Here is a 21,924-nt window from a genome sequence, read left to right as displayed (position 1 = left end):
ACATGCGGCCGCCCGTTGGTGTGGGATTCAAAGACTCGGACATGCAAAACGCCACCCTCGTCGAGTCGCGAATTACGGCCACGGTGGCGCTGAAGCCCAACGGGGACATCCCTGCGGACGAATCGTTCACGCCGGCGGATGCCGTTATGGAAATTACCGGATATTTGTTCCTCTACCGGATGTCCGGTGACGACGATTATACTGTCTGGGTCGAAGTCAATGATGAAAAGAAATGGATCAAGAAAGACGAACGCGCCGAGCTCGGCGTTGATCTCGACCAATTCAGCCTATCCTTCGGAGTCAAGGCCGGCCAACCGGAAGGTCCGGGGGAAGGGACAATCCATCCCTGGAACGAGGCGCTGACCGGCATGACCAGGGTGGAGTAGACCGGCCCTGAAAAGAGCGCGGGGGCATCGGATGCAGCAGGCTGCATTCGATGCCCCCGCGCCGGTCAGGACGCCGGCCTGAAGCCGGTTATTTCGGCGATACGAGAATCTTGATTTGTTCCTTGTCGTTCACGAGCGCTTCGAAGCCTTCCGGAACGATGTCGTCGAGCTTGATCTTCTTCGTCACGAGCTTGTCCGCCGGGAAGTAGCCCCTCGTCATCAGTTCCAGAACGGCCGGGAAAATGTCGCGGTACGCGATGATGCCCTTCATGCTGCGCTCCGTCAGCACCATCAGGTTCGGCTTGATGACCGGGTCCTTCTCCCAGAGCGACACGATGATCGTCTCGCCCTCGCACGGCTTGGTCGATTCGACCGCCTGCTGCAGCACGGGCAGCGCGCCGGACGTCTCGTAAGCCACATCCACGCCGCCGCCGGACAGTTCATGGATCCTGCCGGGCACATCCGCCGTTTCCGCCGGATTGACGACGGCCGTTGCGCCGAGCTCCAGCGCCTTCGCGGCACGCGATTTGGACAGCTCCACCGCGTAGATTTCCGAAGCACCGGCAGCCTTGAGCGCCTCGATGACGAGCAGGCCGATCGGACCGGTGCCGAAAACGGCCGCCTTGTCTCCGGCCTTCAGCTTGCTCTGGCGAACGGCATGCAGCGCGACTGCCGCGGGTTCAACCAGCGCGCCTTGTTCCAGCGACAGCCCTTCCGGCATTTTGTGCACCCAGCGCTCTTCCGCCACGACGTATTCGGAGAAGCCGCCGCCCCGGCCGCTCAGGCCGACGAAGCCGAGCTTCCGGCAGACGTTGTACTTCCCTTGCCGGCAGGCCGCGCATTCGCCGCAGCAGATGATCGGCTCCACCACCACCTTGTCGCCGGGCTTGACCTTCGTCACGCCTTCGCCCACTTCGACCACCGTGCCGGAGAATTCGTGTCCCATCGTGATCGGCGGCAATTCGCCGGTAACCGGATGCGGCACGTTGGCCGAAATGAATACGGGGCCCGCCGCATACTCGTGGAGGTCGCTGCCGCAAATGCCCGCCCAGGCCACTTCGATCTTCACATGGCCGGCGGTCACCTTCGGTTCTTCGACGTTCTCGACACGAATGTCCTTGGCTTTGTACCAGCGCGCTGCTTTCATGCTACTCACTCCATTCGTGCAGTAATTCTTGGTAAGACCAGTATAATCGCTTGAATGACGGAGCGGTAGCGAAAACTTTGTTAAAACTTTATATCCAAAATCTGATATTATCTGTTTTCATTTACTTAAATTGTGCATCATGAATTCCACCTGAATCCATGAACTTCTATGAATCCTCCCGGAACCTTATTCCTGAAACCGGATCTTGACCGGACTATTTCCATGTTCATTACGAACCAACTGCTTCGCCCGCTGGCAGAAGGGCGCATCATGACTTGTACCACCGGTTTTGGCCATGTCGAACAGACCTGACGAACAAAGGTCTTTCGCCAGGCCATCCCATAACGGTTTCGTCTTCTTTCTCGCATCAGGCAAACGTCCGGTAGATTCGCTCCAGCACCGGTGACCAGGGACTGTGTTTTCCGAAGCTGAAGATCAGACTCCGCGCATGTCGAACCAGTCGCACCGCCATGTAGATGATGTTTTGAATAACGGTTCGGATTCGGCGGCGCTGCACGTTGCCGCGAATCGGCGCGTCGTCTTTGCGCAGGCTTTCCTGACCGATGATACGTAGCAGATTGTAGGCAAACACGCCTGCATGCAGTACGAGATTATTCGTTGCAAACTTCCCGGCCGGCAACCGCTCCAGATCGAGATCCGTCTTGATTTCGCTGTGAAACTGTTCGCTGGTGGCGTGATCCCGGTATAACTCGATGACCCGCCACGGTCCGCAGCGAAGCGACGTCCAGTACACGTTCACTTCAATCTCCGGAACGAGCAACATTTGCCCATCCCGATCAATGGTTCGCTCAATCACGTGGAAGACTTGCCGGAGCGGTCGGTCAAATCCTTTTTCCGTAAACTCGATGAAACCGACATACTCCTTCTTGCCTTCCCGCTGCTGGCAGCAAATGCCCGAGGATTCGGCGATGCGCAGCCACAGCTCTTTCGGTTCCTTGCGGAGGTTGGCTTTAATGATGTAGTCCACTTGTTCACGGTGACATACGCGCAAATTGTCGATGCTGTCGTTTCCCGCGTCCATGCGGACGAGAATCGGCAGATCCGTCACGCGCCGCGCATACGCGATGCTCCGGGTTAAAAAAGCAGCCGTTCCGTTCTGGACATGCGTGCTGCCTTCCCGCAGTTCGACGTTGACGCCGTAACCCTCCTGGCCCAGGTAAGCAAATATGGGCGCGTAGCCGTCGAAACCTTTGTAGGTGCGGCAGACGCCTTCTTTTCGGGTGCCGGAATTGTCAAAGGGAGAAACGTCGATGTCCAGCGGTACAAAGACGACCGAACCGGCCTGAACACCGGTAAGCGGCGCCTGGACGCGACGGATCAGATCGGCGGATTCCTCCAGAAGAATCTCGTTCCATCCCGCCGCTTCTGTCGCAGCACGATCCAGGCGTTGCCGAAGCGTCGGGCTGGAGGGCACTTTTTGCAGTTGCAAACAGATCGGAAATACATCGTCGTTCCGAAACGGCTCAATATGGTCAAAATCGCTCTTGCCTTGGCAGAGAAGCCCGATGTAACTTTTCATCACGTCGGCATGAGAATGATAGGGGTTCTCCATCTCCGAGAGGCGTGTATGGTTTAAACGCTGGGCTAATCTGGTATGTGCAAGCAATGCCCCTACGGTTGCCAGACCGGCATGGGTGGAAAGGATAAGTTCCTTGGAGCGAACGAACTTGATTTTCATATGACACCCCGCAGGTGAATGTTATCTTGTTTATGTCATTCGCCTTCGGGGGTGTATTTGCCTGCTTTTTCCCGCATTTTCATCAATTGATGATCACGGATTCGGGAATTAATGTATAAGTAAAAAAATGTCAATTCCATTCTGCAGTCCGCAAGAGGTGAGGGATATGAGCGAGGAGATGTCCATCTTGCCGGTTCAATCCTTCTACTCGCTCGATGACGGCGTCGTGGAAGCGACGGTGCTTCATCAAGAGCCATTGATCGTTAGGTTCGAACGGCTGCTCTCGGACGACGAATGCCGGCAGTTGATCGAGACGGCCGCTCCCCGTCTGAAAGAATCGAAGCTCGTGAACAAGGTGGTCAGCGACATCCGCACGAGCCGCGGGATGTTTTTCGAGGAAGAGGAGAGCCCGTTCATTCACCGCATCGAAAGGCGCATCGCGCAGCTCATGAACGTGCCGATCGAACATGCGGAAGGGCTGCAGGTCCTTCACTACGGTCCCGGCCAGGAATACAAGGCGCACCATGACTTCTTCGCCCCCGGCAGCCCGGCCGCCCGGAACAACCGGATCAGCACGCTGATCGTCTATCTGAACGATGTGGAGGAGGGCGGAGAGACGGTCTTCCCGTTGCTCGGGATCGCGATGAAGCCGAAGCGGGGGGCCGCGCTGTACTTCGAATATTTCTATCGCAACCAGGCCCTCAACGACCTGACCCTGCACAGCAGCGTTCCCGTTGTCCGCGGCGAAAAATGGGTCGCCACGCAATGGATGCGCCGGCAGCGCATCCGACAGTACGGTCTCATATCGAGTTGATGGGGAGTTGTGAAAATGCGAATCCACTACCGGATGCGGTGGTGGATTTTTTTGTTGCAGATGTTGACAGGACGCCAAATGGTGTCCAATTAAACCGGATATGAGGTGCGGCCTTCCGGATTCATGGAAAACTACGCCGGCCCCGGGTTCGGGGTGCAGAACGGAACGTTGGCGGAGGCGACCAACCCGGATGTGCCCGTCAAGCTCATCGCGGTGGACGATATCGGAGCCTTCGTCCGGCTGGCGTTCAACGATCCCGAAACCTTCTTGGGCAAGACGCTTGAAATCGCCGGCGATGCGCTGACCCCGACGCAGATCGCCGAAGCCATTGCTCGCGCAACCGGCCGTTCCGTCCGATACGTCCATATTCCGATCGATGCCGTGCGCCGGCAGAACGAGATTTTGGCCCGGATCTACGAATGGCTCATTGGAGAAGGCTGCGAAGTGGATTTCCCGGCAATGCGCAGTCTGCATCCCGGTCTGATGAATTTCGACACCTGGCTTGAGAGAAGAGGAAAAGCGCTGTTCGAAGCCCTGTTCCGTTCCGCGTGACAGGGCTTGTCCCCTTCATCGCCCCGTCAATCCGACGCGCTCCGCAATTTGAGCGTCTCCTGCCGGAAGATGTCGATGCAGCTCCGCATGAAGTCTTCCAGAAGCGCAAGCTGCTCGTCGTCGTATTTGGCGAACAGCTTCCCCATGACCTCTCCGAACGATTGGAACAAGGGCGCAAGTTCGGACGACACCTTGTCCGCATTGAGCTTGATGATCACTTTGCGCCGGTCGTGCGCATCGCGGTCGCGGTAGACATAATGGCGCTTCTCCAGCCGGTCCACGACCGTCGTGACCATTCCGGTGGACAGTCCCGTGCTGTCCTGCTCGCGATCTTGAGGCCGGCCAACGTGCGGAAGATGATGGTCAAAGCCGGAATCAGACGGTTTGAAGTTGCGGCCGTCCGCAACCCGTGTTGCTCGCATTCAAGAATCTGTTTCTGATTCCCGTCAGCGTAATCTATCTGTTCAATATTTCGAACATCCTTTGAAGGAGGAGACGAAGGTGCCCAAGGCAAGTCCGTTTGTCGCGGTGGACGATTGCAAGGAAGCGCTGGAACGTTACCGTGCCGCATTCGGAGGCGAGGTCCGGGTTCTCATGGAGCAGGCGGGGCGTGTCATGCAAGCCGAGCTGCATCTGGGAGACACCATGATTCACCTTGCCGATGCCGTCATGGCGAAGCCGGCAGTCAGGGGAGATCAGGTGAAGGTCATGGTCGAATTCGACAGCGAGGAAGCGCTGCGGCGGGCGTATGAGAGCTTGAGCGCTGACGGACAAGTGCTCGTTCCGGCGCATGACACGAATTTCGGGGCCGTGCTGGCAAGCGTAACGGATTGGAGCGGGACGGGATGGATCCTGAAATATGTACGGACTTAAAGGCCGCTGGAGGGAATGGTTCACAGAAGGAGCGGGTCTGTTCCTCTGGACCGCCGCCTTTTTTTTACACGCATGCCGGGTTCGTTGTCCTCTCGCTTGTTCCCGCGTCGTTCCGCGCCGTCCAGATGTGGCGCGAGCTGAATACGCCCATGTGGATGGAAATCGTCGTGGAGTTGTCGCGTGTCGTCCTGCTTGCGCTGATTCTCGCCCGTCTGGAGAAGCTGCCGGTTCGTCTGCTGCTGCGCAAGGCGTTCTGGAACGATTTCCGGACACGGTGTGCCGCATATCTCGGCCGCCATTGGCCCCATGTCCTGCTCGCGCAGATTGCGGGATTTCTTCTTCTCGTGTACGGCCTGATGAACGGACTGATCGCCGTCATCGTGAACGAGGGAACGGTTCGGATGGCCGCGGAAATGGCGGGTTTCGGGCATGACAAGCGCGAAGCGGCGTCCAACGCGATGGTGTATTTCCTGAAGAACATGAGCGTCATTCCGATGACCATGGTGTATCTTGCGCGCATGATCGGATTCGGAGATGAACGGGTGAACGCATGAAACCGATTGGCCTTCTGCGTCGGCAGGAGGTCGTTTTTTTTGTGCGCCCTATTGACGGCAGTAGCTACTCAATGTTATTGTATAGCAGTACTCAATAATGTTGATTACCAACGACGCAGAGTAGTTTGAAGAAGGTGGTCGTCCTGGACAATCTGAGCGAAATGCTGAAAGGCGTGCTGGAAGGGATCGTGCTGGAGATCATCAGCCGCGGCGAAATCTACGGTTATGAAATTACCCGCAGGCTGCACGCCATGGGATTTGAGGGGCTCGCGGAAGCGACGGTGTACGCCTTGCTGCTGCGGCTTGAGAAGAACAAGCTGGTTCACGTCACCAAAAGGCCTTCGGAGATCGGTCCTCCGCGCAAGTTCTACACGCTCAACGAGCGGGGGATGGAAGAGCTCGAGCAATTTTGGACGCGATGGGATTTTCTGAGCGGGCGCATGGAAATGTTGAGAAATCAAGGAGGTAAGCCGTCATGAGCTTCAGCCGTGAAACGATGGACAAAATCCGGAAATTTGCGAAGGAGCAGTCCCGATATTATCTGGAAGACGCCGAGATGACCTACATGGAGAAGATGCGGCGCAAAAGCGCCCAGACCCGGGACCGCATCATGAAGAAGAACGGAGCCGGGAAAACGACGACGCTCCGCATGTTGACCACCCTGCTGCCCGTCGATTCGGGGAGCGCGGTCATCTGCGGATACGATCTTGTCCGGCGGCCCGGGGACGTGCGGCGCCGCATCGGTTATGTCAGCCAGCTCGGCGGGGCGGATCTGGAGGCGACCGGGCGCGAAAATCTGATTCTTGCCGGCCGGCTGTACGGAATGCGCCGACGGGACGCGGAAGCCCGCGCGAAGGAACTGCTCGACCTGTTCGAATTGACGGAGCTGGCCGGCCGGCTCGCCAAGACGTATTCCGGCGGGCAGAAACGCAGGCTTGAAATTGCGCTGGGCATGATCCACCGCCCGGATGTGCTGTTCCTCGACGAGCCGACCATCGGCCTTGATCCGCAGAACCGCGCCAATCTGTGGGATCAGATCCGGAAGCTGAAAGCAGGCGGGACCACCGTTTTCCTGACGACGCATTACCTCGACGAAGCGGACGCCCTGAGCGACCGGCTCGTCATCATGGATCACGGGCGCATCGTGGCGGAGGGCAAGCCCGCCGAGCTCAAGAGCCGGATCTCCGGCGACGTCATCCAGATCCGGGCGGCGGATGACCGGACGGAACAGGCCGCAGAACGGCTGAGCGGTCTGCCTTTCATCCACGAAGCCCGGCGGGAGGGCGAAAAGCTCTACCTTTATGCCCATGACGGCGCCCGGGCGCTGCCGCACATCCTGGAGACGCTGGAAGCCGCCGGTATCCGGACACAATCGGCAACCATCACGGCGCCGTCCCTTGACGATGTGTTTCTGAAACTGACGGGAAGACTGCTGCGCGATGCCAAGGAGGGGATCGCATGACCATCATGACCGAGATCGGGCTGTTGTTCCGGCGGAGATTGATGGAGCAAATCCGGTCGCCCATCTGGCTTTTCATGGGACTCACGACGCCGCTGCTCTATCTCGCCCTGTTCGCGCCGCTGCTCAAAGGTATTCCGGCCATGGCGGAAGCCGGCATCGCCAATGTGTTCGTGCCCGGTCTGCTGGCGCTGTTCGCACTCAGCAGCAGCACCGGCATCGGCTGGATCATCATTCATGAGTTGAACGCGGGCGTGGTGGAACGGTTCAGGGTAACGCCTGTCAGCCGCTTTGCGCTGCTGATGGGGAACGTGCTGAAGGATGTGGTGATGTTTTTGCTGCCGGCGCTGCTGGTGATCGGGGTGGCGGGTTTCGCCGGGTTTGACATCCATGCCGGCGGTCTGGCCGTCCTGCTGGTCCTGCTCAGTCTTCTGGCCGCCATGGTATCCGCGGTCAGCGGCAGTCTGGGTCTCATCCTTCGCGAAATCGGCACGCTGGCGGCTGTCGTCACGGGGCTGCAGCTTCCGATCACGCTGCTGGCGGGCGTGCTGCTTCCGATCTCGTTCGGGCCGAGATGGCTGCAGGTGCTGGCGCATTTGAACCCGCTGTACTATGTGGTGGAAGCCTCCCGCCTGCTGGCGGGCGGCGTCATATGGGACGGGAAAGTGCTCCTTGCCTTCGCCGTCATCGGCTCGCTGCTGGCAATCACGTTGGTCTGGGCGACGAATGTTTACAAGAAGGCCGTCGCATAAGGCGGTTGCGGTTGTTTCCCGGGCATAAATTCGATATAATGAACGTAGCATAAAAGAACCGCGGGTGTTGCCGCACCCACGGTCCTGTACAGCGTCCGCTTCAAGAGCGGTCGGCTGCTGGTGTTGCGAAAAGCAGACCTCCCCGCTTACCAGGTCAAGGGAGGTCTACTTCTTTTTGTGCGACATAATAAACGCTACCAACGACCCGAACGAGATCATCAGTGCCAGCGCGATTGATCATATGTTCCTATTCAATCCTGGCCGCACTCGGACTTCCAGCCGCAAGCGAAAACGAGAACGTGGTCGCCGCATTTTCCTCGCTTCTGACGCGGATCTCGCTGCCGTGCCGCCGGATGATCGACTGCGCGATCGAGAGGCCCAGCCCGTAGCTTCCGTCCTGATGCGCGCGGGAGCGGTCGGCGCGGAAGAAGCGGTCGAATACCCGCGGAAGATCTTCCTTCGCAATTCCCGGTCCGCTGTTCGTGATGGAGAACACGATGCGCCGGCCGCTGCGGGCAAGCGACAGCGCGATCCAACCGTCCGGATTCGCATACTTGATGGCGTTGTCGAGCAGGATTGCCGCCACCTGGCTGATGCCGTCCGGGTCGCCGGATGCGATCAGGTCCGGCTCGACCGACCGGGTGACGGAGAGGCCTTTGCCCGCCGCTGCCGCTTCCATGGATCGGGCAACACGGTCGACGACCTGACTGATATTGAAGCGCACAGGGTTCGGCCCCGCGCGTTCGTCGTCGGTCCTGGCGAGGATCAGCAGATCCTGGACAAGCCTCGCCATCCGGTCCGCGCCGGCGCGGATATATTCGATCCACTTCATCTGGTTTTGAATCGTGTCTTCCCGGCTTGCGGCGAGGGCGTCGCAGTTCGCGCGGATGATGGAAAGCGGCGTTTTCAGTTCGTGGGAGGCGTCGGCCACGAACTGCTTCTGTTTTTCCCACGCTTCCCGGATCGGCCGGATCGCCCGGTTGGCGAAATACAGGCTGACGGCGGCAATCACCACCAGCGTCCCGATGCCGACGAGCAGCAGCGTCGCAAGCAGTCGGGCAAGCGTGCCATTCATCTCCGTCACATCGAGGAACAGGATGTTGTAATTGTGCTGTTCCACGGCAAGCGGCACGCCGTCTTCTCCGACGACCTGAATGCGGATGGGCGAGACGGCGTAACGCCACTCCCGGTTGTCCGCTGTGATCACTTTGTCCGTGTCCCGATTGTTCCAGGCGATCGCCGCGAGTTCCCGATACACATCCTCCGGCAGATTGACGGCCGATTCGATTCGGACGATCCTTCCGTCTTCATCCACCTCGACTTGAAAAGTCCCCGCGCCATTCGCAACCACGTTCCTGACCGCGGACTGAACGCCGCCCTGCTCCTCCGGCCGGCCGGCCATGCTTTCGGCGGAGGCGACACGCATCTGCGCTTCGGGCCGAGCCCGAAGGCGTTCCCGGATATCCGCCTGCAGATTGCTGTAAGTAATGAAGTACACGAATCCGAAGGCCAGGATGATGACGCCTGACGTGACGGACAAGTTGAGCAGCAGAAACTTGTTGCGCAATTTCGTGAACACACCATCACCCCCGCGGCTTCAGCACGTATCCCGCGCTCCGCACCGTTTGAATGACCGCCGTCGAACCGAGCTGGCCGATTTTTTTGCGCAGGAAGGACATGTACATCTCGACGCGGTTCTCGTCCGCATCCGTATCATAGCCCCACACTTTCTCGATCAGCATGTCTTTGGACGTGACGAGGTTTTTCCGCCGCATGAGCCACTCCAGAAGCTGCGACTCCTTCGGGGGAAGCCGGATCTCGGCGCTCCCGCAACGCAGCGTATAGGCGAGCGGGTCCAGCGTGAGATCGCCGCAGGTCAGCAGCCCGTCCTTGTGGTAATGCGCCGTTCGGCGGCCGAGCGCCCGCAGGCGCGCGAGCAGTTCTTCCGTCCGGAAAGGTTTCGCCAGGTAGTCGTCCGCCCCGGCGTCGAGTCCTTGCACCCTGTCCCCGGTTTCGCCTCTCGCGGTGTGCAGCATGACCGGCGCCGCGATCTCGTTTTCACGCAACTGTCTGAGCACTTGAAGGCCGTCCATCTTGGGCAGCATGATGTCCAGCACGATCATGTCGTAAATGCCCGAAAGGCCGTTGTGCAGTCCGTCCTCCCCGTCAAAAGACAAATCAACCGCGTACCCGTTCTTCCGCAGCACCTGGCCGACCGCTTCCGCCAACGCAACCTCGTCTTCGACCAGCAATATCCGCATCCCGCCATCCCCCGCTGTTCACCAGAACTCTATCGGCTCATTATAAATCGCAAACCTTTAGATAACCTTAACCAGCCGAATGAAAAAAGCAGCCCAGCGCTGTGAGCTGCTTTCTCTGTTCCGGATGCGGTTTTTCTCGCGGCGGTTATCGGATCTCGTCTTTCATCGCCTGATACATTTTCTCCGTGTATGCGTCGATTTCGTCCCGGGACATGCGCAGACGGGCGGCGGAAGTTCCGTAACCGATCTCCGTCTTGCCCTCCGCCAGCGCTTCGAAAATGCCGTCCGCGAAGGCATCCAGCGGTTCTCCGTGCGCATGCAGTCCCGTCCCGCCCAGATCGGTATTGACCGCAGGAGGCGCCACTTCGATCACTTCGACGGCCGTTTCGGAAAGCTGGTGCCGCAGACTTACGGTGAAGGAATGCAGCGCCGCCTTCGTCGCCGAATAGATCGGGGCGATCGCCAATGGCGTAAAAGCGAGGCCGGAGGTGACGTTGATGATCGCCGCCGTTTCCTTGGCCGCGAAATAGGGGGCGAACAGCATGGCCAGATGGCAGGGCGCTTCGAGATTCGTCGTAATTTCTTTGCGGTAATCGTCCCAATGGTTTCGCGCATCCGCTTTGAGCACATTGTAGCGCATCTGAATGCCGGCGTTGTTCACCAGCACGTTCACGTCCGGATGGGTGGCGGTCACCCAATCGAACAGCGCCGTCCGCTCGGATGCCGCATCCAGATCGCACACGCGCGTTATGAGACCGGGGATTTTCTCTCTCGCCTGCTGCAGAACATGTTCCCGCCGGCCGCAAATGATGACGCGATTGCCCGATTTTGCGAACCTTTCCGCGAACGCCAGGCCGATGCCGGAGCCTCCGCCGGTGATCAGGATCGTATTTCCAGAGAGCCTCACGTGGTTTTCTCCTCCAATTGTTTGAGATAGCGGTCGATTTTCTCGTCAATGGCGGGCAGGTATCCGGTCAACATCGCAATTTCTTGCAGCACCTTCTGTTTATGTTCCCGCATCATGTCGAGCCGTAGTTCGAGCGTGGCTTCTCCTTCCACGATGCTGCTGATCGGCATGTGCGTGTTCTTCAGGCAAATGACCGTTTGCAGGAGCGCCATCTGCGTCTCCGAGAACGTGCGCCTGCCCGCCTCATCCCGCTCGATCAGCGGCAGCAGGCCTTTCTTGTCGTAATAGCGCAGGGTCGTTTCCGGAATGTTGCACAGGGCTGCCGCTTCGCTGATGGAATAATACTTCATTCGGAGGCCTCCAAATCGGCGGTTGGTTGTCGACACGACCATCATAAAGGTTAAACCATGGTCCAAGTCAACAGCACCGAACAGTTAAAGGTTGGCTAAAGGTTCGCCCTTTATGATCAGTCGTGCAGGACAGCGCTGACTGCGAAAAAAACAAAACGGAGGGACCGCGAAAATGAAATTCAAGAACATGAGCACGCTGATCGCATGCGGGGCGCTCGTCGCCGCCATTGGCGCCGTGTCGGTATCCGCATCCAGCCCGTTCACGACGCTGCAGGTCAAAGTCGAAGACGGCGTGAAGCAATACTCCACGGACGACGGCAGGACGTGGAGCACCGATGCGCCGGAAGGCGTGACGGAAACGACGGACGAAAGCGGCAAGGTGACCATCACGAGAGGAAACGCGCCCGCGGACGGGGAAGCGGACGGCCGGAAGTTCTACACCTCGCAACATGGCGTTGACGAAGGCGCGCAAGAGAGCGTGATCGACGGCGAGGCAGGCCAAGCCGGCCTGTTGATCAAGGTGGAGGACGGTGTGAAGCTGTATTCCACGGACGGCGGCAAGACGTGGAGCGAGCAGCCGGCCCGGTAAGACGGCGGAATGACTGCAAAACCTATCGGAACGGCGTGGTCGGCCTGCGCTACCAGAGAGAATGACAGGGAAAAGAGCCGGGCATGCGACCGGCTCCGTTACTCGTCGACCGTCTCGACGAAATGTTTGAGATTGGCCACCTTCTCGTCCCAGTATTGCTCGAAGAAGGCCAGCCACCGCTTCAATTCGACCAGGGGGTCGGGCCGCAGCCTGTACCGCGTCTCGCGCCCGACCCGCCGGCTGCGGACAAGTCCCGCATCCGACAGCACATGCAGATGCTTGTTCACGGCCGTGCGCGTGATCGGGAAGCGTCCCGCAATCTCGGCGATCGCCATCTCCCTGTCCGCCAGCAGGATCAGCATGCTTCTGCGGGTAGGGTCCGCAATGGCGTGGAAGACGTCATGCTTGGCAGCGGGATGGGCCAATTCAAGCCATCCTTCCGATATGGGCGGGGAGATCTGCCTTGACGATCTTCTCCCATCCGCCGTCCATGATGCCGCGCACGACGGGGTGCGGCTGGCCGAACTCGGTTATCTTCCCGGGATCCCATCCGGAATGAATGAGGGTGAATTCGGTCTTGCCGTCCTCCAGCGCCTTCAGTTCAAACGTGATATGCCAGTCTTTCCCCCAGTCAAAACCGACGCGCCGGGGAGGGTCCACCTCCGTCACCTTGCATGGAGAATCCCCGAAATGTCCGGTGTGAAGCACGAACTCATGGCCCACCACGGGCTCGAACGTATTGTCCATCCACCATCCGGCAATTCCTTTCGATGTGGCGACCGCTTTCCATACTTTCTCGATCGGCGCGTCCAGCACAACAACCTTCCGGATTTCAGGCAGCGTTGTCTGTGCTTCCATGGATCCCAACTACCTCCGCCTCTAATATAACACCTTAAGGTGTTACGTTCATTATAACACCAAAAGGTGTTATGTCAAGAGGAATCCGAAATGCCCGCCGGTTTCCTGCATTGCATATTTTTGCGCCCGACGGCGAAACCTGATATGTGAAAATCATTCCATGCACAAGGTGCGGCCATGAACATCGAACCGACCTACAAAATCACGGATCTCCCCATATCGCAGGACGTCGGGGAGAACATCCGGCATCTGAAAGACATTTTCAAAAATTGCGCAGACATCGTGTACGAGCACATCGCCGCCGGTCCGGACATGTGCTGCTCGGCATGGATTGTGTATTGTGAAACCCTTGCCGGCCAACAGAGCTCGTCCGACATCCTGTCCGTGCTGCAGAAGTTGGAGATGCACCGGAGGGGCAACGGGGAGATGATCACTTCGGAGAGGATCCGGGAATGGTTTGAATTTCATGGCACGATCGACCGTTCCTGCTTCATTCATGACTCCCTGGATGCGATCGTCCGCATGGTGCTGCAGGGGCATGTCGTCTTTTTCATGGAACATTGGGACCGCGCCGTCAGTTTCGACGGGCTGAAGCTGGAAACCCGGGGCGTGGACGAGCCCTCCGCCGAACGGGCGGCGATCGGACCGCGGGAAGGCACGGTCGAGAAACTGTCCTTGAACGTCGGCTTGCTGCGGCTGCGGCTGCAGACGCCGGATTTCAAGATCGTCAAGATTCCCGGTGCCGGCCGGAAGACGGGGAAAGAGGTCGTGTACGGCTATCTGGACGGCGTTGTTTCGCCCACGGTTCTTGAGCAATTTGAACAACGCATCGCCAAGGTGAAAGACTACGAGCTGATCGATACGACCATGGTGGAGAAGCTGATTCAGGATTCCGCCTGGTCCCCTTTCCCGCAATGCCGTTACACGGAGCGGACCGACGCGGCCACCCTGGCCCTGCTCGAGGGGAAAATCATCGTCATGACGCAAGGGTCGGGCGTGGTGCTGATCTGCCCTGCGCTGTTTTTCGAATTTCTGCAATCCTTCGAGGACTACTATCACCGCAGGGGCTTTACCTTTTTGATCCGAATACTGCGGATTGCGGCGTTTCTTATCGCGCTGTTCATGCCCAGCATTTATGTCGCGCTGACAACCTTTCATTCCGAGCTGATCCCGACCGTGCTTCTGCTCGCCATTACGAACACGCGGGAGGGCATTCCGTTTCCGGCCGTCATCGAGATCATCATCATGGAGTTTTTCTTAGAACTCTTGAGGGAAGCGGGCATACGCCTGCCGCAGGCCGTCGGTTCCGCCGTCAGCATCGTGGGGGCGCTGATCATCGGCCAGGCGGCCATCGATTCGGGCATCGCTTCCCCGATGATGATCGTCGTTGTCGCGCTGACGGGCATCGCTTCCTTCTCCATCCCGCAGTACAATTTCGCCATCGCGCTGCGGCTCTTGAAGATTCCGTTTATTTTGCTAGCGGCATCGCTGGGGGGGTTCGGGCTCATGATCGGCATTCTGCTGCTGCTGATGCACCTGTGTTCGCTCCGTTCGCTCGGAGAGCCGTACTTTGATCCGGTCGGACCGTTCCGCCCGCGCAAGTTCGGCTTGTTGTTCAAAGCCGCGGACCTCAACAAATCGGGGCAGGATGCGGCATGAAGGCGTGGGGCTCTCTTATTGCATGGGCCGGCATCATGCTGCTGCTCACCGGATGCTGGAGCCAGATGGAGCTGACCGAACGGGCCTTTGTCCTGGCCCTTGCCATTGACAAAGGAGACAAGGACGTCCTTCATGTGACGTCCCAGATCTACAAATCGGCCAGCCAATTCGTCGCGCCTTCCAACCAGAGCCAGGCTTCGGCCTTTGTCAATATTACGCTGGACGGCTCGAGCGTGTCGGAGATCGTACGCGATACCAAGACCGTGTCCGGCCGGCACTCCCAATTCAGCCATATCCAGATCATTCTGATCAGCGAAGAGGTCGCGCGGGAGAGGCTGAGCAGCATTCTCGATTTTTTCTTTCGCGATCCGGAAATTCGCCTCGGCACACCCATCATGATCACCAAAGGGAAAGCGCGGGATTACTTGACCGGCCGACCCATGATCGAGAATACGGTCGGCAGCCAGGTGTTCAAACAGTTGGATTTCTCGCACTACCTTGCGGGGAGAACCATCAATACCACCATTCTGGATCTGGCGTTCCAGCTCAAAAGCGAGTCCGAAAGCGCCATGCTCCCCGTCATCGTGACCGAACCGGAATACAAGCAAGACGTCGTGCAGGGCATTGTGCTGGCGAAGCCGGACAAGATGGTCGGAAGGATCGCACCGGACAAAGCGGCGTATTTGTTGCTGCTGGCCAATGAGTACCATTATGGCATTCTGGATATTCCGTGCGGCCGGGAAAGCAAACTGTCGGAAACCCTTGAAGTTGTGCAGGCGAATTCGAAGATCACGCCGATGCTCCGGGGCGATACGGTGTCCGCCCGGATCGATGTGAACATCAAGGCTTCGATCGGGGAACTGGTCTGCACCACGATCCGGAACATGGCGGACGAAGACCGGTACGCGAAGAAAGCCGAGCGGCATTTCAAAGAACAAATGGAATCCGTCGTAAGCACGATACAGAAGAAAAAAACGGACGTGCTCGGCATCGGACACAAACTTTATCTGCGCCATCCTTCCCGGTGGAAAAAATTGAAGCCGGAATGGCCGGAACGTTACGCCCGCATGCCGATCGAGATTAACGTCAAGGTGGACATCATGAATTCGAAGATGATGAATCCCAGACCATTCTCCCGCATCGGGGAGGACTGAACCGATTGGGGGTGCAAATCCATGATGGAGCGCGTGCTCGTCCTGCTCCTTACGGGCGTTGCCTTGTTCGCCGTAAACGCATCGCGCGTCAGACGCTCCGGCCGGCGCGAAAGATGGATTCTGGCATCGTTCGGCGTGCCGGCCCTTTATCTGGCTGTGATGTACCTTACGGACAGCGACTGGCCCAACCTGCATGATCTGGCCAACCAGTCGCTCGGACGAATCGCCCATCTCATCGTGAAATGGCTCGAACAAACCTGATGATCCCCGAACGGAGGCTGCGCTTGAGGATGAGGGCGCTCGGCAAGCAGACCATCAGTGCCGGACAATTGGCCATCTTGTATGTCAGCTATATGATCGGATCGTCCATCATCAATATTCCGAATCCGATGATCCATTTCGCCGGCAACATGGCCTGGCTTTCCTTCACCGTGTCCGCCTTGATGGGCATGCTGCTCCTGAGCCTGGTTCTGTATTTGTTCCGCTGCTATCCGGACGACGAGTACACCGCCTGTTTGAACCGCGTCTACGGCAGATGGATCGCCGGCGTGTTCATCGTGCTGCTGATCCTGATGCTGTTTCTCATGTTGGCCTATATTATCCTTGACATCGGGGACTTCTTCACCAATACCATGATGGTGGAAACCCCGATGTATGTGTTCAACACGCTGACAATCGTTGTTGCCGCCTATACCGTTTATGCCGGCATCGAAGTCATGGGGCGGATGTTCTTTCTGCTGATGGGTTCCATGATGCTGGCCGTCGTGCTGATTGTCTTTCTGGCGGTTCCGCTCACAAGAACCGAGACGCTGCTTCCCCTGTTCACCGAAGGAATCAAGCCTGTCCTTCACGGCATTTACTTCTCATTCGGCTTTCCCTTCGGGGAACTGTTCCTGTTCTCGGTCATCCTGCCGTTCGTAAGGAAGGACAGCAGGCGGGATGCGGGGAAGTGGCTGTATGCCATGACCGCCTTGAGCGGGTTTCTGCTGCTGATCGTCATCCTCATAACGGTGATGACCCTCGGGCCGCTGGCCGGCGACCGGAAGTTTTCCCTTTATGCCGTCGCGCGGCTGATCAAGGTCGGGAATTTCATAGTCGGCCTTGAAGCCATTGTCGGCATCGCCCTGATTGCCGGTTCCTTCACGAAAGCCACCATCGTGCTTTACATTCTCAATCATGTTACGGTCCGCTTCTTCAAGCTGGACGACGACAAATTGCTGCTGCCGGCCATATCGTTCATTGCCTTCCTGCTGTCCATGACGATGTTCCGGTCGGAAGCCGAATTTGTCTTTTCCATTTACGTGGTATGGCCGTTTATCGTCATGACCGTCGGCATCATTCCGCTCATGCTGGCCGCGCTCATCACGTTCGTGAAGCGAAAATCGGGGCAAAACTGACAGGGGTCATCTGTCGAATCTTCCCGAATGGGTGTACAATAGAACGGAGCTTGCGGAACATCTGCGGCATCCCCAATCAGCAGAAGGAATGGTGAAACGATGTCCCTGGCGGTTTCCGTCGCTCCGTTGGTGACCCATTTCGTGCCGATCGTCTACTTTGTCTACATTCTGATGGATGTGCTGTCCCGCAGCCGCAAGAGAACGGAGTATCTGCTGGTCGGCGGCATCATCGCCTGCTGCCTGTCCATGTTCCTCGAGGAATTCGTCCGGCATTATCTGCCCATTGAATACAGCCCGATCATCACGGCGGCGTGGTTCAGCGTGTCGGGGATTACGATCGTCGGGCTGGGCCTGCATCTGTTTGTCAAGCTGACGAACATCGAGCACCGATTCCCGAAATTCATCTACCCCTGGCTTTTTTACCTGCCGACGGCACTGGTGATCCTCAATCTGTTTCAATGACGAGATGGTATCGGGAAGCGCTTTCCAACAAGCGGGCATCTGGAAGATGCCGGAGTACAATACGGCTTACTATGTCGCCATGTTCGGAAGCAACGTGTTCAACGCGGTCTACATCTTCATCCTGTGGCGGGGCATCGTCCATACCGGCCAGAAGGAGCTCCGCGAAATTTACAAGCAATTGATTTACGGCGTGCTGATCACCGTGTTCTTCAATCTGGTGATCGGAACGATCGATTTCAAAGGCTACCTGCCCCCGTATCCCTACATTTACGGCACCTGGGTGTGGTGCGTGTTCCTCCGCCATACGATGAAAAAATACGAGTTCCTGAACCATGTGGAAATTCGTTTCGAGAAACTGTTCAACATGAGCCCCGCCGCCATCGTTCTCACGGACCTCGACGGCCATGTGCGGGAAGCGAATCCCGCCGCCCGGAAGTTGTTCGCGGCGCTCAATATCCGTCACGGGAACATTTCGAATATGCTGCAGGGCGAGCTGCTTCACCGCATCCGGAACCAAACGGCCATCCAGGACGTCGCCCTGTCCGTCCATGGCGGAGCCGGCCCGGTCGAACTCGTCATCGACGGGGACTACGTATCGGTCGATTACCGTCCCCACCTGATTCTGATCATGCGGGATGTCACCGCCCAGATGGCCGACCGGCGGGAACTGGAGTTCATGGCGTATCACGACATGCTCACGAAGCTGCCGAACCGGAAGCATTTCTTCGAGCAGCTGGGCAAGGCATTGGCCGAGGCCGGGCCGTCCGGCGAGCGTCTGGCGGTGATGATCTTCGACCTCGACCGGTTCAAGGCGATCAATGACCGGTTCGGGCATTCGGCCGGCGACCGTGCGTTGATCCAGGTTGCCGATTCGATCCGTGCCATGCTGTCGGGGGACGACTTTGCCGCGCGCCTCGGCGGTGACGAATTCATCATCTTCTTCCGGTCCGCCTCGGAGGACCGGGTGGTTCGGAAGATTGGCGAGCTGCGCGCGCATCTGGCCGGCAATCCGCTGGCCGCGGGCGGGGAAAGCCATCCGATTCACATCAGCATCGGCGTGAGTTTCTATCCGGAACACGGCCGCGACAGCGACACCCTGCTCAACAATGCGGACAAGGCGCTGTATCGCGTCAAGCACGGCGGCCGCAACCACTACGCGTTCGCGTCGGAAGCGGAGTGAGGGCATGGAACGGCAAGAGCCTGCCGAGGGGCAGGCTCTTGATTGAGTTGCTCCATTTTAACGAACGATCCGGTAATACGTCCGCGCCGTCAGGCTGTAGATCATCGCATAGCAGACCGCGAACACCAGAATGGTCAGCGCGGTGCAGATCGCATACAGCGGGACGTTGGTCATGTTGAAGATGGTCAGCAGTTTGCAGATGACCGGGAACGCCGCGGCGATATGGATGACGGCCATGATGAGCGGCAGGAAGAACACGGACAGCACCTGGAAGCGGATTGTTTTCTTGATCTCGCCGCGGCTCAGGCCGACCTTCGCCATGATCGCGAAGCGTTCCTTGTCGTCGTACCCTTCGGAGATCTGCTTGTAGTAAATGATCAGCACCGTGCCCAGGATGAACAGCGCGCCCAGGAACAAGCCGAGGAAGAACAGTACGCCGTACAGCGAGATGAATTCATTTTTCGACGCTTCACGTCCTTCCACGAATACGTGAACGGACAGATCCCTCATCACGTACTGCAGCGAGGACACGAGGTCGGCCTGCGCCTTCCGGTCCGCCTTCGTATCGAACAGGTAGTTGTATTGGAAACCCGGAAGCCATTCTTCGCCCTCGTTCAAAGCCTGCCGGGCGCGGTTCAGATCCTGTTCATCGGCCGTGACGATCACATGACTCTGCGCCAGCATGCTGTTCTTGAGGGGAGAGAACTCTTCAATCGTCTCCATCTTGTCCAACCGGCCGCGGATGTTCAGGGAATAGCCGCCGAAGTCCAGCGTTTCGCCTGGCAGCTTTCCCTTCACGATATACACGAGCGCTTCGCCTTCGGACAGCTCGACGCTGACGCCCTCAATCCGGTGATATTCTTCCGCCGTGATGAACATCAGCATGGAGAGGCCGGAACTGCTGAAACCCGCACTTCGGATCCCGGTGAACGCATTCCCGTCCTGAATCGCCGCTTCCGACGCATAGCGCAGACGGATCGGATTGTGGATGGACAGCCCTCTGATTTTCACGGTTTCGGCAATCGCGTCGTCCACTTGCTTGATATCGTCGGGTGTCGTATCGCTCGCGGACACGGAGATTTCCCGAATGTAATTGGTGCGGAGAGCGTCTTCCAGTCCGATGTACAGGGACACGGTGGACGACACCATGACGATGACCATCGTGGCCAGGATGCAGATGCTCGCGAGGCCCGCGGCGTTCTGCTTCATCCGGTAGATCATCCCGGACACGGCGATGAACGGATTGGTGCGGTAGTAGAACCGCTTGTTCCGCCGGAGCGCCTTCAGGACCGCGATGCTGCCGGCCGTGAACAGGCAGTACGTCCCGATGATGACGAGAATGACCGCGACGAAGAACAGATTGAGGGCCGCGAGCGGCGACTTCACCGTAAGGGCAATAAAGTACCCGCCGCCCAGCGCGGCCGCGCCGGTGAGCGCGATCAGCCATTTGGTCTGCGGCTCTTTCTCCCCGACATTGCCGCCCTTCAGCAGTTCGATCGGCTTGGACACATGCACCTGGAAGACGTTGTACACCAGGTTGATCAGGAAAATGGCGCCGAACAAGATGACGGTGATGGAAACCGCCCGAAGCGGGACTTCAAAGCCGAAGGATGCGTTCATCGCCAAAATTTTCAGCAGGAGCAGCAGGGCGAGCTTGCTGAACAGCACGCCGGCGATCAGGCCCAGCCCGATGCAGAGCAGGCCGATCATCACCGTCTCGAGCAGCATGATCCGGGCGATATGCTTCTTCTCCATGCCCAGGATGTTGAACAGCCCGAACTCTTTCTTGCGCCGTTTGATCAGGAAGCTGTTGATGTACAGCAGCAGGATGAAGGCGAAGATGCCGGTGACGATGCTGCCGAGCCCCAGCACCGCGGACAATGTCGAGCTGTCGTGCATGCTGTTCACATCTTTGGACAGCAGCAGGTACAGCAGGTTGTAGAACATCATGACCGTCGCGGAACTGGCGAGAATGTACGGGAAATACGTCTTCGAATTTTTGCGGATGTTGGTGACGGCGAGCCTCGTGTAGAACCCTTTACTCACGGCGGTCACCGCCTGTCGCGATCACGGTCAGCGCGTCCGAGATGTTCTGGTAGAATTCGTGCCGCGATTTCGAAGCTTTGTAGATCTGATGGAACACTTCCCCGTCCTTGATGAACATGACCCGGTTCGCGTGGCTGGCCGCCTTCGCGCTGTGCGTGACCATCAGAATCGTCTGCCCCTGGCGGTTGATCTCGCCGAACAGATTCAGCAGCTCGTCGCTGGACCGCGAGTCCAGCGCGCCGGTCGGCTCATCGGCCAGAATGATGCGCGGATGGGTGATCAGCGCCCGGGCGACGGCCGCCCGCTGTTTCTGTCCGCCGGACACTTCGTACGGGAATTTGTCCAGGATCTCCGAGATCCCGAGCGTCCGGGCGATCGGGAGGAGCCGTGAGCTCATCTCCTTGTAGGATTTTCCGGCCAGCACCAGCGGCAGGAAAATATTGTCCCGCAGCGAGAACGTATCGAGCAGGTTGAAGTCCTGGAACACGAATCCGAGCTGATCCCGGCGGAACGCGGAAATTTCCTTCTCCGGAATGGACGTCATGCTTTTGCCGGCGAGCAGCACCTCCCCGCTGGTCGGCTGATCGAGCGCCGCAAGAATGTTGAGCAGCGTCGTCTTGCCCGAGCCGGATTCCCCCATGATCGCGACGAACTCGCCTTCTTCTATCGTGAAGGACACGTTCGACAGCGCCTGTACCTGGTGCTTGCCGAAGCGGGTCGTGTACACCTTCTTCAGATTTCGCACATCCAAGAGTGCCATGGTTGTTCCTCCTTCGCTGATTTCCACACCTCCATCGTACAAAAAAAGAAAATGCGCAGCCTTAA

At 58.2% G+C, this 21,924-nt stretch carries 26 protein-coding genes; 15 read left to right on the top strand and 11 right to left on the bottom strand.

Annotation, left to right across the window (positions count from 1 at the left end; all coding sequences use genetic code 11):
- Nucleotides 1–41: 41 nt before the first annotated feature.
- Entirely contained in the window at nucleotides 42–386 is a 345-nt protein-coding gene (locus tag THECO_RS16710; RefSeq protein ID WP_157373610.1) for a hypothetical protein, read from the top strand.
- Between the two features lie 88 nt (nucleotides 387–474).
- Here THECO_RS16710 and THECO_RS16705 read toward each other — a convergent pair whose 3' ends face one another.
- Entirely contained in the window at nucleotides 475–1,533 is a 1,059-nt protein-coding gene (locus tag THECO_RS16705) for a 2,3-butanediol dehydrogenase (RefSeq protein WP_015256208.1), read from the bottom strand.
- A gap of 367 nt (nucleotides 1,534–1,900) precedes the next feature.
- A complete protein-coding gene (locus THECO_RS16700; protein ID WP_015256207.1) occupies nucleotides 1,901–3,232 on the bottom strand; it encodes an IS1380 family transposase in 1,332 nt (443 codons plus the stop codon).
- Nucleotides 3,233–3,398: 166 nt separating this feature from the next.
- Here THECO_RS16700 and THECO_RS16695 point away from each other — a divergent pair, with 166 nt between their 5' ends.
- Nucleotides 3,399–4,046, top strand: coding sequence for a 2OG-Fe(II) oxygenase (locus THECO_RS16695; protein ID WP_015256206.1), 648 nt, complete (start codon nucleotides 3,399–3,401; stop codon nucleotides 4,044–4,046).
- Between the two features lie 105 nt (nucleotides 4,047–4,151).
- The gene (locus tag THECO_RS16690) at nucleotides 4,152–4,598 is read left to right on the top strand and encodes an NmrA family NAD(P)-binding protein (protein WP_456300353.1); all 447 of its coding nucleotides are present in this window, start codon (nucleotides 4,152–4,154) and stop codon (nucleotides 4,596–4,598) included.
- Between the two features lie 26 nt (nucleotides 4,599–4,624).
- Here THECO_RS16690 and THECO_RS16685 read toward each other — a convergent pair whose 3' ends face one another.
- Nucleotides 4,625–5,020, bottom strand: a complete 396-nt coding sequence (locus THECO_RS16685) for a MarR family winged helix-turn-helix transcriptional regulator (protein WP_015256205.1) — start codon at nucleotides 5,018–5,020, stop codon at nucleotides 4,625–4,627.
- A 79-nt stretch (nucleotides 5,021–5,099) separates the two neighbouring features.
- Between THECO_RS16685 and THECO_RS16680 the strand changes: the two genes are divergently transcribed.
- The 5 genes from THECO_RS16680 to THECO_RS16660 all read left to right on the top strand — a co-directional run bounded on the left by THECO_RS16680 (nucleotide 5,100) and on the right by THECO_RS16660 (nucleotide 8,236).
- Nucleotides 5,100–5,471, top strand: a complete 372-nt coding sequence (locus THECO_RS16680; protein ID WP_015256204.1) for a VOC family protein — start codon at nucleotides 5,100–5,102, stop codon at nucleotides 5,469–5,471.
- 167 nt (nucleotides 5,472–5,638) lie between these two features.
- Complete coding sequence (locus tag THECO_RS16675) at nucleotides 5,639–6,025, top strand: hypothetical protein (protein ID WP_157373609.1); 387 nt, start codon at nucleotides 5,639–5,641, stop codon at nucleotides 6,023–6,025.
- A gap of 161 nt (nucleotides 6,026–6,186) precedes the next feature.
- Complete coding sequence (locus THECO_RS16670) at nucleotides 6,187–6,504, top strand: PadR family transcriptional regulator (protein ID WP_041854602.1); 318 nt, start codon at nucleotides 6,187–6,189, stop codon at nucleotides 6,502–6,504.
- Complete coding sequence (locus THECO_RS16665; protein WP_015256201.1) at nucleotides 6,501–7,487, top strand: ATP-binding cassette domain-containing protein; 987 nt, start codon at nucleotides 6,501–6,503, stop codon at nucleotides 7,485–7,487. Before THECO_RS16670 ends, THECO_RS16665 begins: the two co-directional genes overlap by 4 nt.
- A complete protein-coding gene (locus THECO_RS16660) occupies nucleotides 7,484–8,236 on the top strand; it encodes an ABC transporter permease (RefSeq protein ID WP_015256200.1) in 753 nt (250 codons plus the stop codon). The genes THECO_RS16665 and THECO_RS16660 overlap by 4 nt, the downstream gene beginning before the upstream one ends.
- A gap of 247 nt (nucleotides 8,237–8,483) precedes the next feature.
- Here THECO_RS16660 and THECO_RS16655 read toward each other — a convergent pair whose 3' ends face one another.
- The 4 genes from THECO_RS16655 to THECO_RS16640 all read right to left on the bottom strand — a co-directional run bounded on the left by THECO_RS16655 (nucleotide 8,484) and on the right by THECO_RS16640 (nucleotide 11,754).
- Nucleotides 8,484–9,815 (bottom strand): sensor histidine kinase, encoded by a 1,332-nt coding sequence (locus tag THECO_RS16655; protein ID WP_015256199.1) that lies wholly within the window; start codon nucleotides 9,813–9,815, stop codon nucleotides 8,484–8,486.
- A 4-nt stretch (nucleotides 9,816–9,819) separates the two neighbouring features.
- Complete coding sequence (locus THECO_RS16650; RefSeq protein ID WP_015256198.1) at nucleotides 9,820–10,497, bottom strand: response regulator transcription factor; 678 nt, start codon at nucleotides 10,495–10,497, stop codon at nucleotides 9,820–9,822.
- Between the two features lie 145 nt (nucleotides 10,498–10,642).
- Nucleotides 10,643–11,404: an SDR family oxidoreductase gene (locus tag THECO_RS16645; protein WP_015256197.1), complete on the bottom strand. Its 762-nt coding sequence runs from the start codon at nucleotides 11,402–11,404 to the stop codon at nucleotides 10,643–10,645.
- Nucleotides 11,401–11,754, bottom strand: a complete 354-nt coding sequence (locus tag THECO_RS16640) for a MerR family transcriptional regulator (protein ID WP_015256196.1) — start codon at nucleotides 11,752–11,754, stop codon at nucleotides 11,401–11,403. Before THECO_RS16640 ends, THECO_RS16645 begins: the two co-directional genes overlap by 4 nt.
- A 172-nt stretch (nucleotides 11,755–11,926) precedes the next feature.
- Between THECO_RS16640 and THECO_RS16635 the strand changes: the two genes are divergently transcribed.
- Complete coding sequence (locus THECO_RS16635; RefSeq protein WP_015256195.1) at nucleotides 11,927–12,343, top strand: hypothetical protein; 417 nt, start codon at nucleotides 11,927–11,929, stop codon at nucleotides 12,341–12,343.
- A 98-nt stretch (nucleotides 12,344–12,441) separates the two neighbouring features.
- Here THECO_RS16635 and THECO_RS16630 read toward each other — a convergent pair whose 3' ends face one another.
- Complete coding sequence (locus THECO_RS16630; RefSeq protein ID WP_015256194.1) at nucleotides 12,442–12,768, bottom strand: ArsR/SmtB family transcription factor; 327 nt, start codon at nucleotides 12,766–12,768, stop codon at nucleotides 12,442–12,444.
- 1 nt (nucleotide 12,769) lies between these two features.
- Nucleotides 12,770–13,201, bottom strand: coding sequence for an SRPBCC family protein (locus THECO_RS16625; RefSeq protein WP_015256193.1), 432 nt, complete (start codon nucleotides 13,199–13,201; stop codon nucleotides 12,770–12,772).
- 177 nt (nucleotides 13,202–13,378) lie between these two features.
- Between THECO_RS16625 and THECO_RS16620 the strand changes: the two genes are divergently transcribed.
- The 6 genes from THECO_RS16620 to THECO_RS20730 all read left to right on the top strand — a co-directional run bounded on the left by THECO_RS16620 (nucleotide 13,379) and on the right by THECO_RS20730 (nucleotide 19,053).
- Nucleotides 13,379–14,860 carry a spore germination protein gene (locus tag THECO_RS16620; RefSeq protein WP_015256192.1) on the top strand — a complete coding sequence of 494 codons (1,482 nt, stop codon included), beginning with the start codon at nucleotides 13,379–13,381 and terminating at the stop codon, nucleotides 14,858–14,860.
- Nucleotides 14,857–16,014: a Ger(x)C family spore germination protein gene (locus THECO_RS16615; protein WP_015256191.1), complete on the top strand. Its 1,158-nt coding sequence runs from the start codon at nucleotides 14,857–14,859 to the stop codon at nucleotides 16,012–16,014. Before THECO_RS16620 ends, THECO_RS16615 begins: the two co-directional genes overlap by 4 nt.
- Nucleotides 16,015–16,035: 21 nt before the next feature.
- Nucleotides 16,036–16,275, top strand: a complete 240-nt coding sequence (locus THECO_RS16610; RefSeq protein ID WP_015256190.1) for a hypothetical protein — start codon at nucleotides 16,036–16,038, stop codon at nucleotides 16,273–16,275.
- A gap of 29 nt (nucleotides 16,276–16,304) precedes the next feature.
- The gene (locus THECO_RS16605; RefSeq protein WP_015256189.1) at nucleotides 16,305–17,411 is read left to right on the top strand and encodes a GerAB/ArcD/ProY family transporter; all 1,107 of its coding nucleotides are present in this window, start codon (nucleotides 16,305–16,307) and stop codon (nucleotides 17,409–17,411) included.
- Between the two features lie 99 nt (nucleotides 17,412–17,510).
- Nucleotides 17,511–17,873, top strand: a complete 363-nt coding sequence (locus THECO_RS16600) for a hypothetical protein (RefSeq protein ID WP_015256188.1) — start codon at nucleotides 17,511–17,513, stop codon at nucleotides 17,871–17,873.
- A 46-nt stretch (nucleotides 17,874–17,919) separates the two neighbouring features.
- Nucleotides 17,920–19,053, top strand: a complete 1,134-nt coding sequence (locus THECO_RS20730; protein WP_015256187.1) for a sensor domain-containing diguanylate cyclase — start codon at nucleotides 17,920–17,922, stop codon at nucleotides 19,051–19,053.
- Between the two features lie 57 nt (nucleotides 19,054–19,110).
- Here the strand turns inward: THECO_RS20730 and THECO_RS16590 are convergent, their stop codons facing one another.
- Together THECO_RS16590 and THECO_RS16585 are read right to left on the bottom strand one after the other, a co-directional pair.
- The gene (locus tag THECO_RS16590) at nucleotides 19,111–21,099 is read right to left on the bottom strand and encodes an ABC transporter permease (protein ID WP_015256186.1); all 1,989 of its coding nucleotides are present in this window, start codon (nucleotides 21,097–21,099) and stop codon (nucleotides 19,111–19,113) included.
- Entirely contained in the window at nucleotides 21,092–21,859 is a 768-nt protein-coding gene (locus tag THECO_RS16585) for an ABC transporter ATP-binding protein (protein ID WP_015256185.1), read from the bottom strand. Before THECO_RS16585 ends, THECO_RS16590 begins: the two co-directional genes overlap by 8 nt.
- Nucleotides 21,860–21,924 lie beyond the last annotated feature (65 nt).

Source organism: Thermobacillus composti KWC4, assembly GCF_000227705.2.
Taxonomy (GTDB): Bacteria; Bacillota; Bacilli; order Paenibacillales; family Paenibacillaceae; genus Thermobacillus; species Thermobacillus xylanilyticus.
Note: the sequence above shows the minus strand (reverse complement) of the source record. Positions and strands in the feature narration are given on the sequence as shown.

Coding starts and splice junctions, on each gene's coding strand:
- THECO_RS16710 (WP_157373610.1), top strand. CDS start 42: ATGCAAAACGCCACCCTCGTCGAGTCGCGAATTACGGCCACGGTGGCG.
- THECO_RS16705 (WP_015256208.1), bottom strand. CDS start 1,533: ATGAAAGCAGCGCGCTGGTACAAAGCCAAGGACATTCGTGTCGAGAAC.
- THECO_RS16700 (WP_015256207.1), bottom strand. CDS start 3,232: ATGAAAATCAAGTTCGTTCGCTCCAAGGAACTTATCCTTTCCACCCAT.
- THECO_RS16695 (WP_015256206.1), top strand. CDS start 3,399: ATGAGCGAGGAGATGTCCATCTTGCCGGTTCAATCCTTCTACTCGCTC.
- THECO_RS16685 (WP_015256205.1), bottom strand. CDS start 5,020: ATGCGAGCAACACGGGTTGCGGACGGCCGCAACTTCAAACCGTCTGAT.
- THECO_RS16670 (WP_041854602.1), top strand. CDS start 6,187: ATGCTGAAAGGCGTGCTGGAAGGGATCGTGCTGGAGATCATCAGCCGC.
- THECO_RS16665 (WP_015256201.1), top strand. CDS start 6,501: ATGAGCTTCAGCCGTGAAACGATGGACAAAATCCGGAAATTTGCGAAG.
- THECO_RS16660 (WP_015256200.1), top strand. CDS start 7,484: ATGACCATCATGACCGAGATCGGGCTGTTGTTCCGGCGGAGATTGATG.
- THECO_RS16650 (WP_015256198.1), bottom strand. CDS start 10,497: ATGCGGATATTGCTGGTCGAAGACGAGGTTGCGTTGGCGGAAGCGGTC.
- THECO_RS16640 (WP_015256196.1), bottom strand. CDS start 11,754: ATGAAGTATTATTCCATCAGCGAAGCGGCAGCCCTGTGCAACATTCCG.
- THECO_RS16635 (WP_015256195.1), top strand. CDS start 11,927: ATGAAATTCAAGAACATGAGCACGCTGATCGCATGCGGGGCGCTCGTC.
- THECO_RS16625 (WP_015256193.1), bottom strand. CDS start 13,201: ATGGAAGCACAGACAACGCTGCCTGAAATCCGGAAGGTTGTTGTGCTG.
- THECO_RS16620 (WP_015256192.1), top strand. CDS start 13,379: ATGAACATCGAACCGACCTACAAAATCACGGATCTCCCCATATCGCAG.
- THECO_RS16615 (WP_015256191.1), top strand. CDS start 14,857: ATGAAGGCGTGGGGCTCTCTTATTGCATGGGCCGGCATCATGCTGCTG.
- THECO_RS16610 (WP_015256190.1), top strand. CDS start 16,036: ATGATGGAGCGCGTGCTCGTCCTGCTCCTTACGGGCGTTGCCTTGTTC.
- THECO_RS16605 (WP_015256189.1), top strand. CDS start 16,305: ATGAGGGCGCTCGGCAAGCAGACCATCAGTGCCGGACAATTGGCCATC.
- THECO_RS16600 (WP_015256188.1), top strand. CDS start 17,511: ATGTCCCTGGCGGTTTCCGTCGCTCCGTTGGTGACCCATTTCGTGCCG.
- THECO_RS20730 (WP_015256187.1), top strand. CDS start 17,920: ATGCCGGAGTACAATACGGCTTACTATGTCGCCATGTTCGGAAGCAAC.
- THECO_RS16585 (WP_015256185.1), bottom strand. CDS start 21,859: ATGGCACTCTTGGATGTGCGAAATCTGAAGAAGGTGTACACGACCCGC.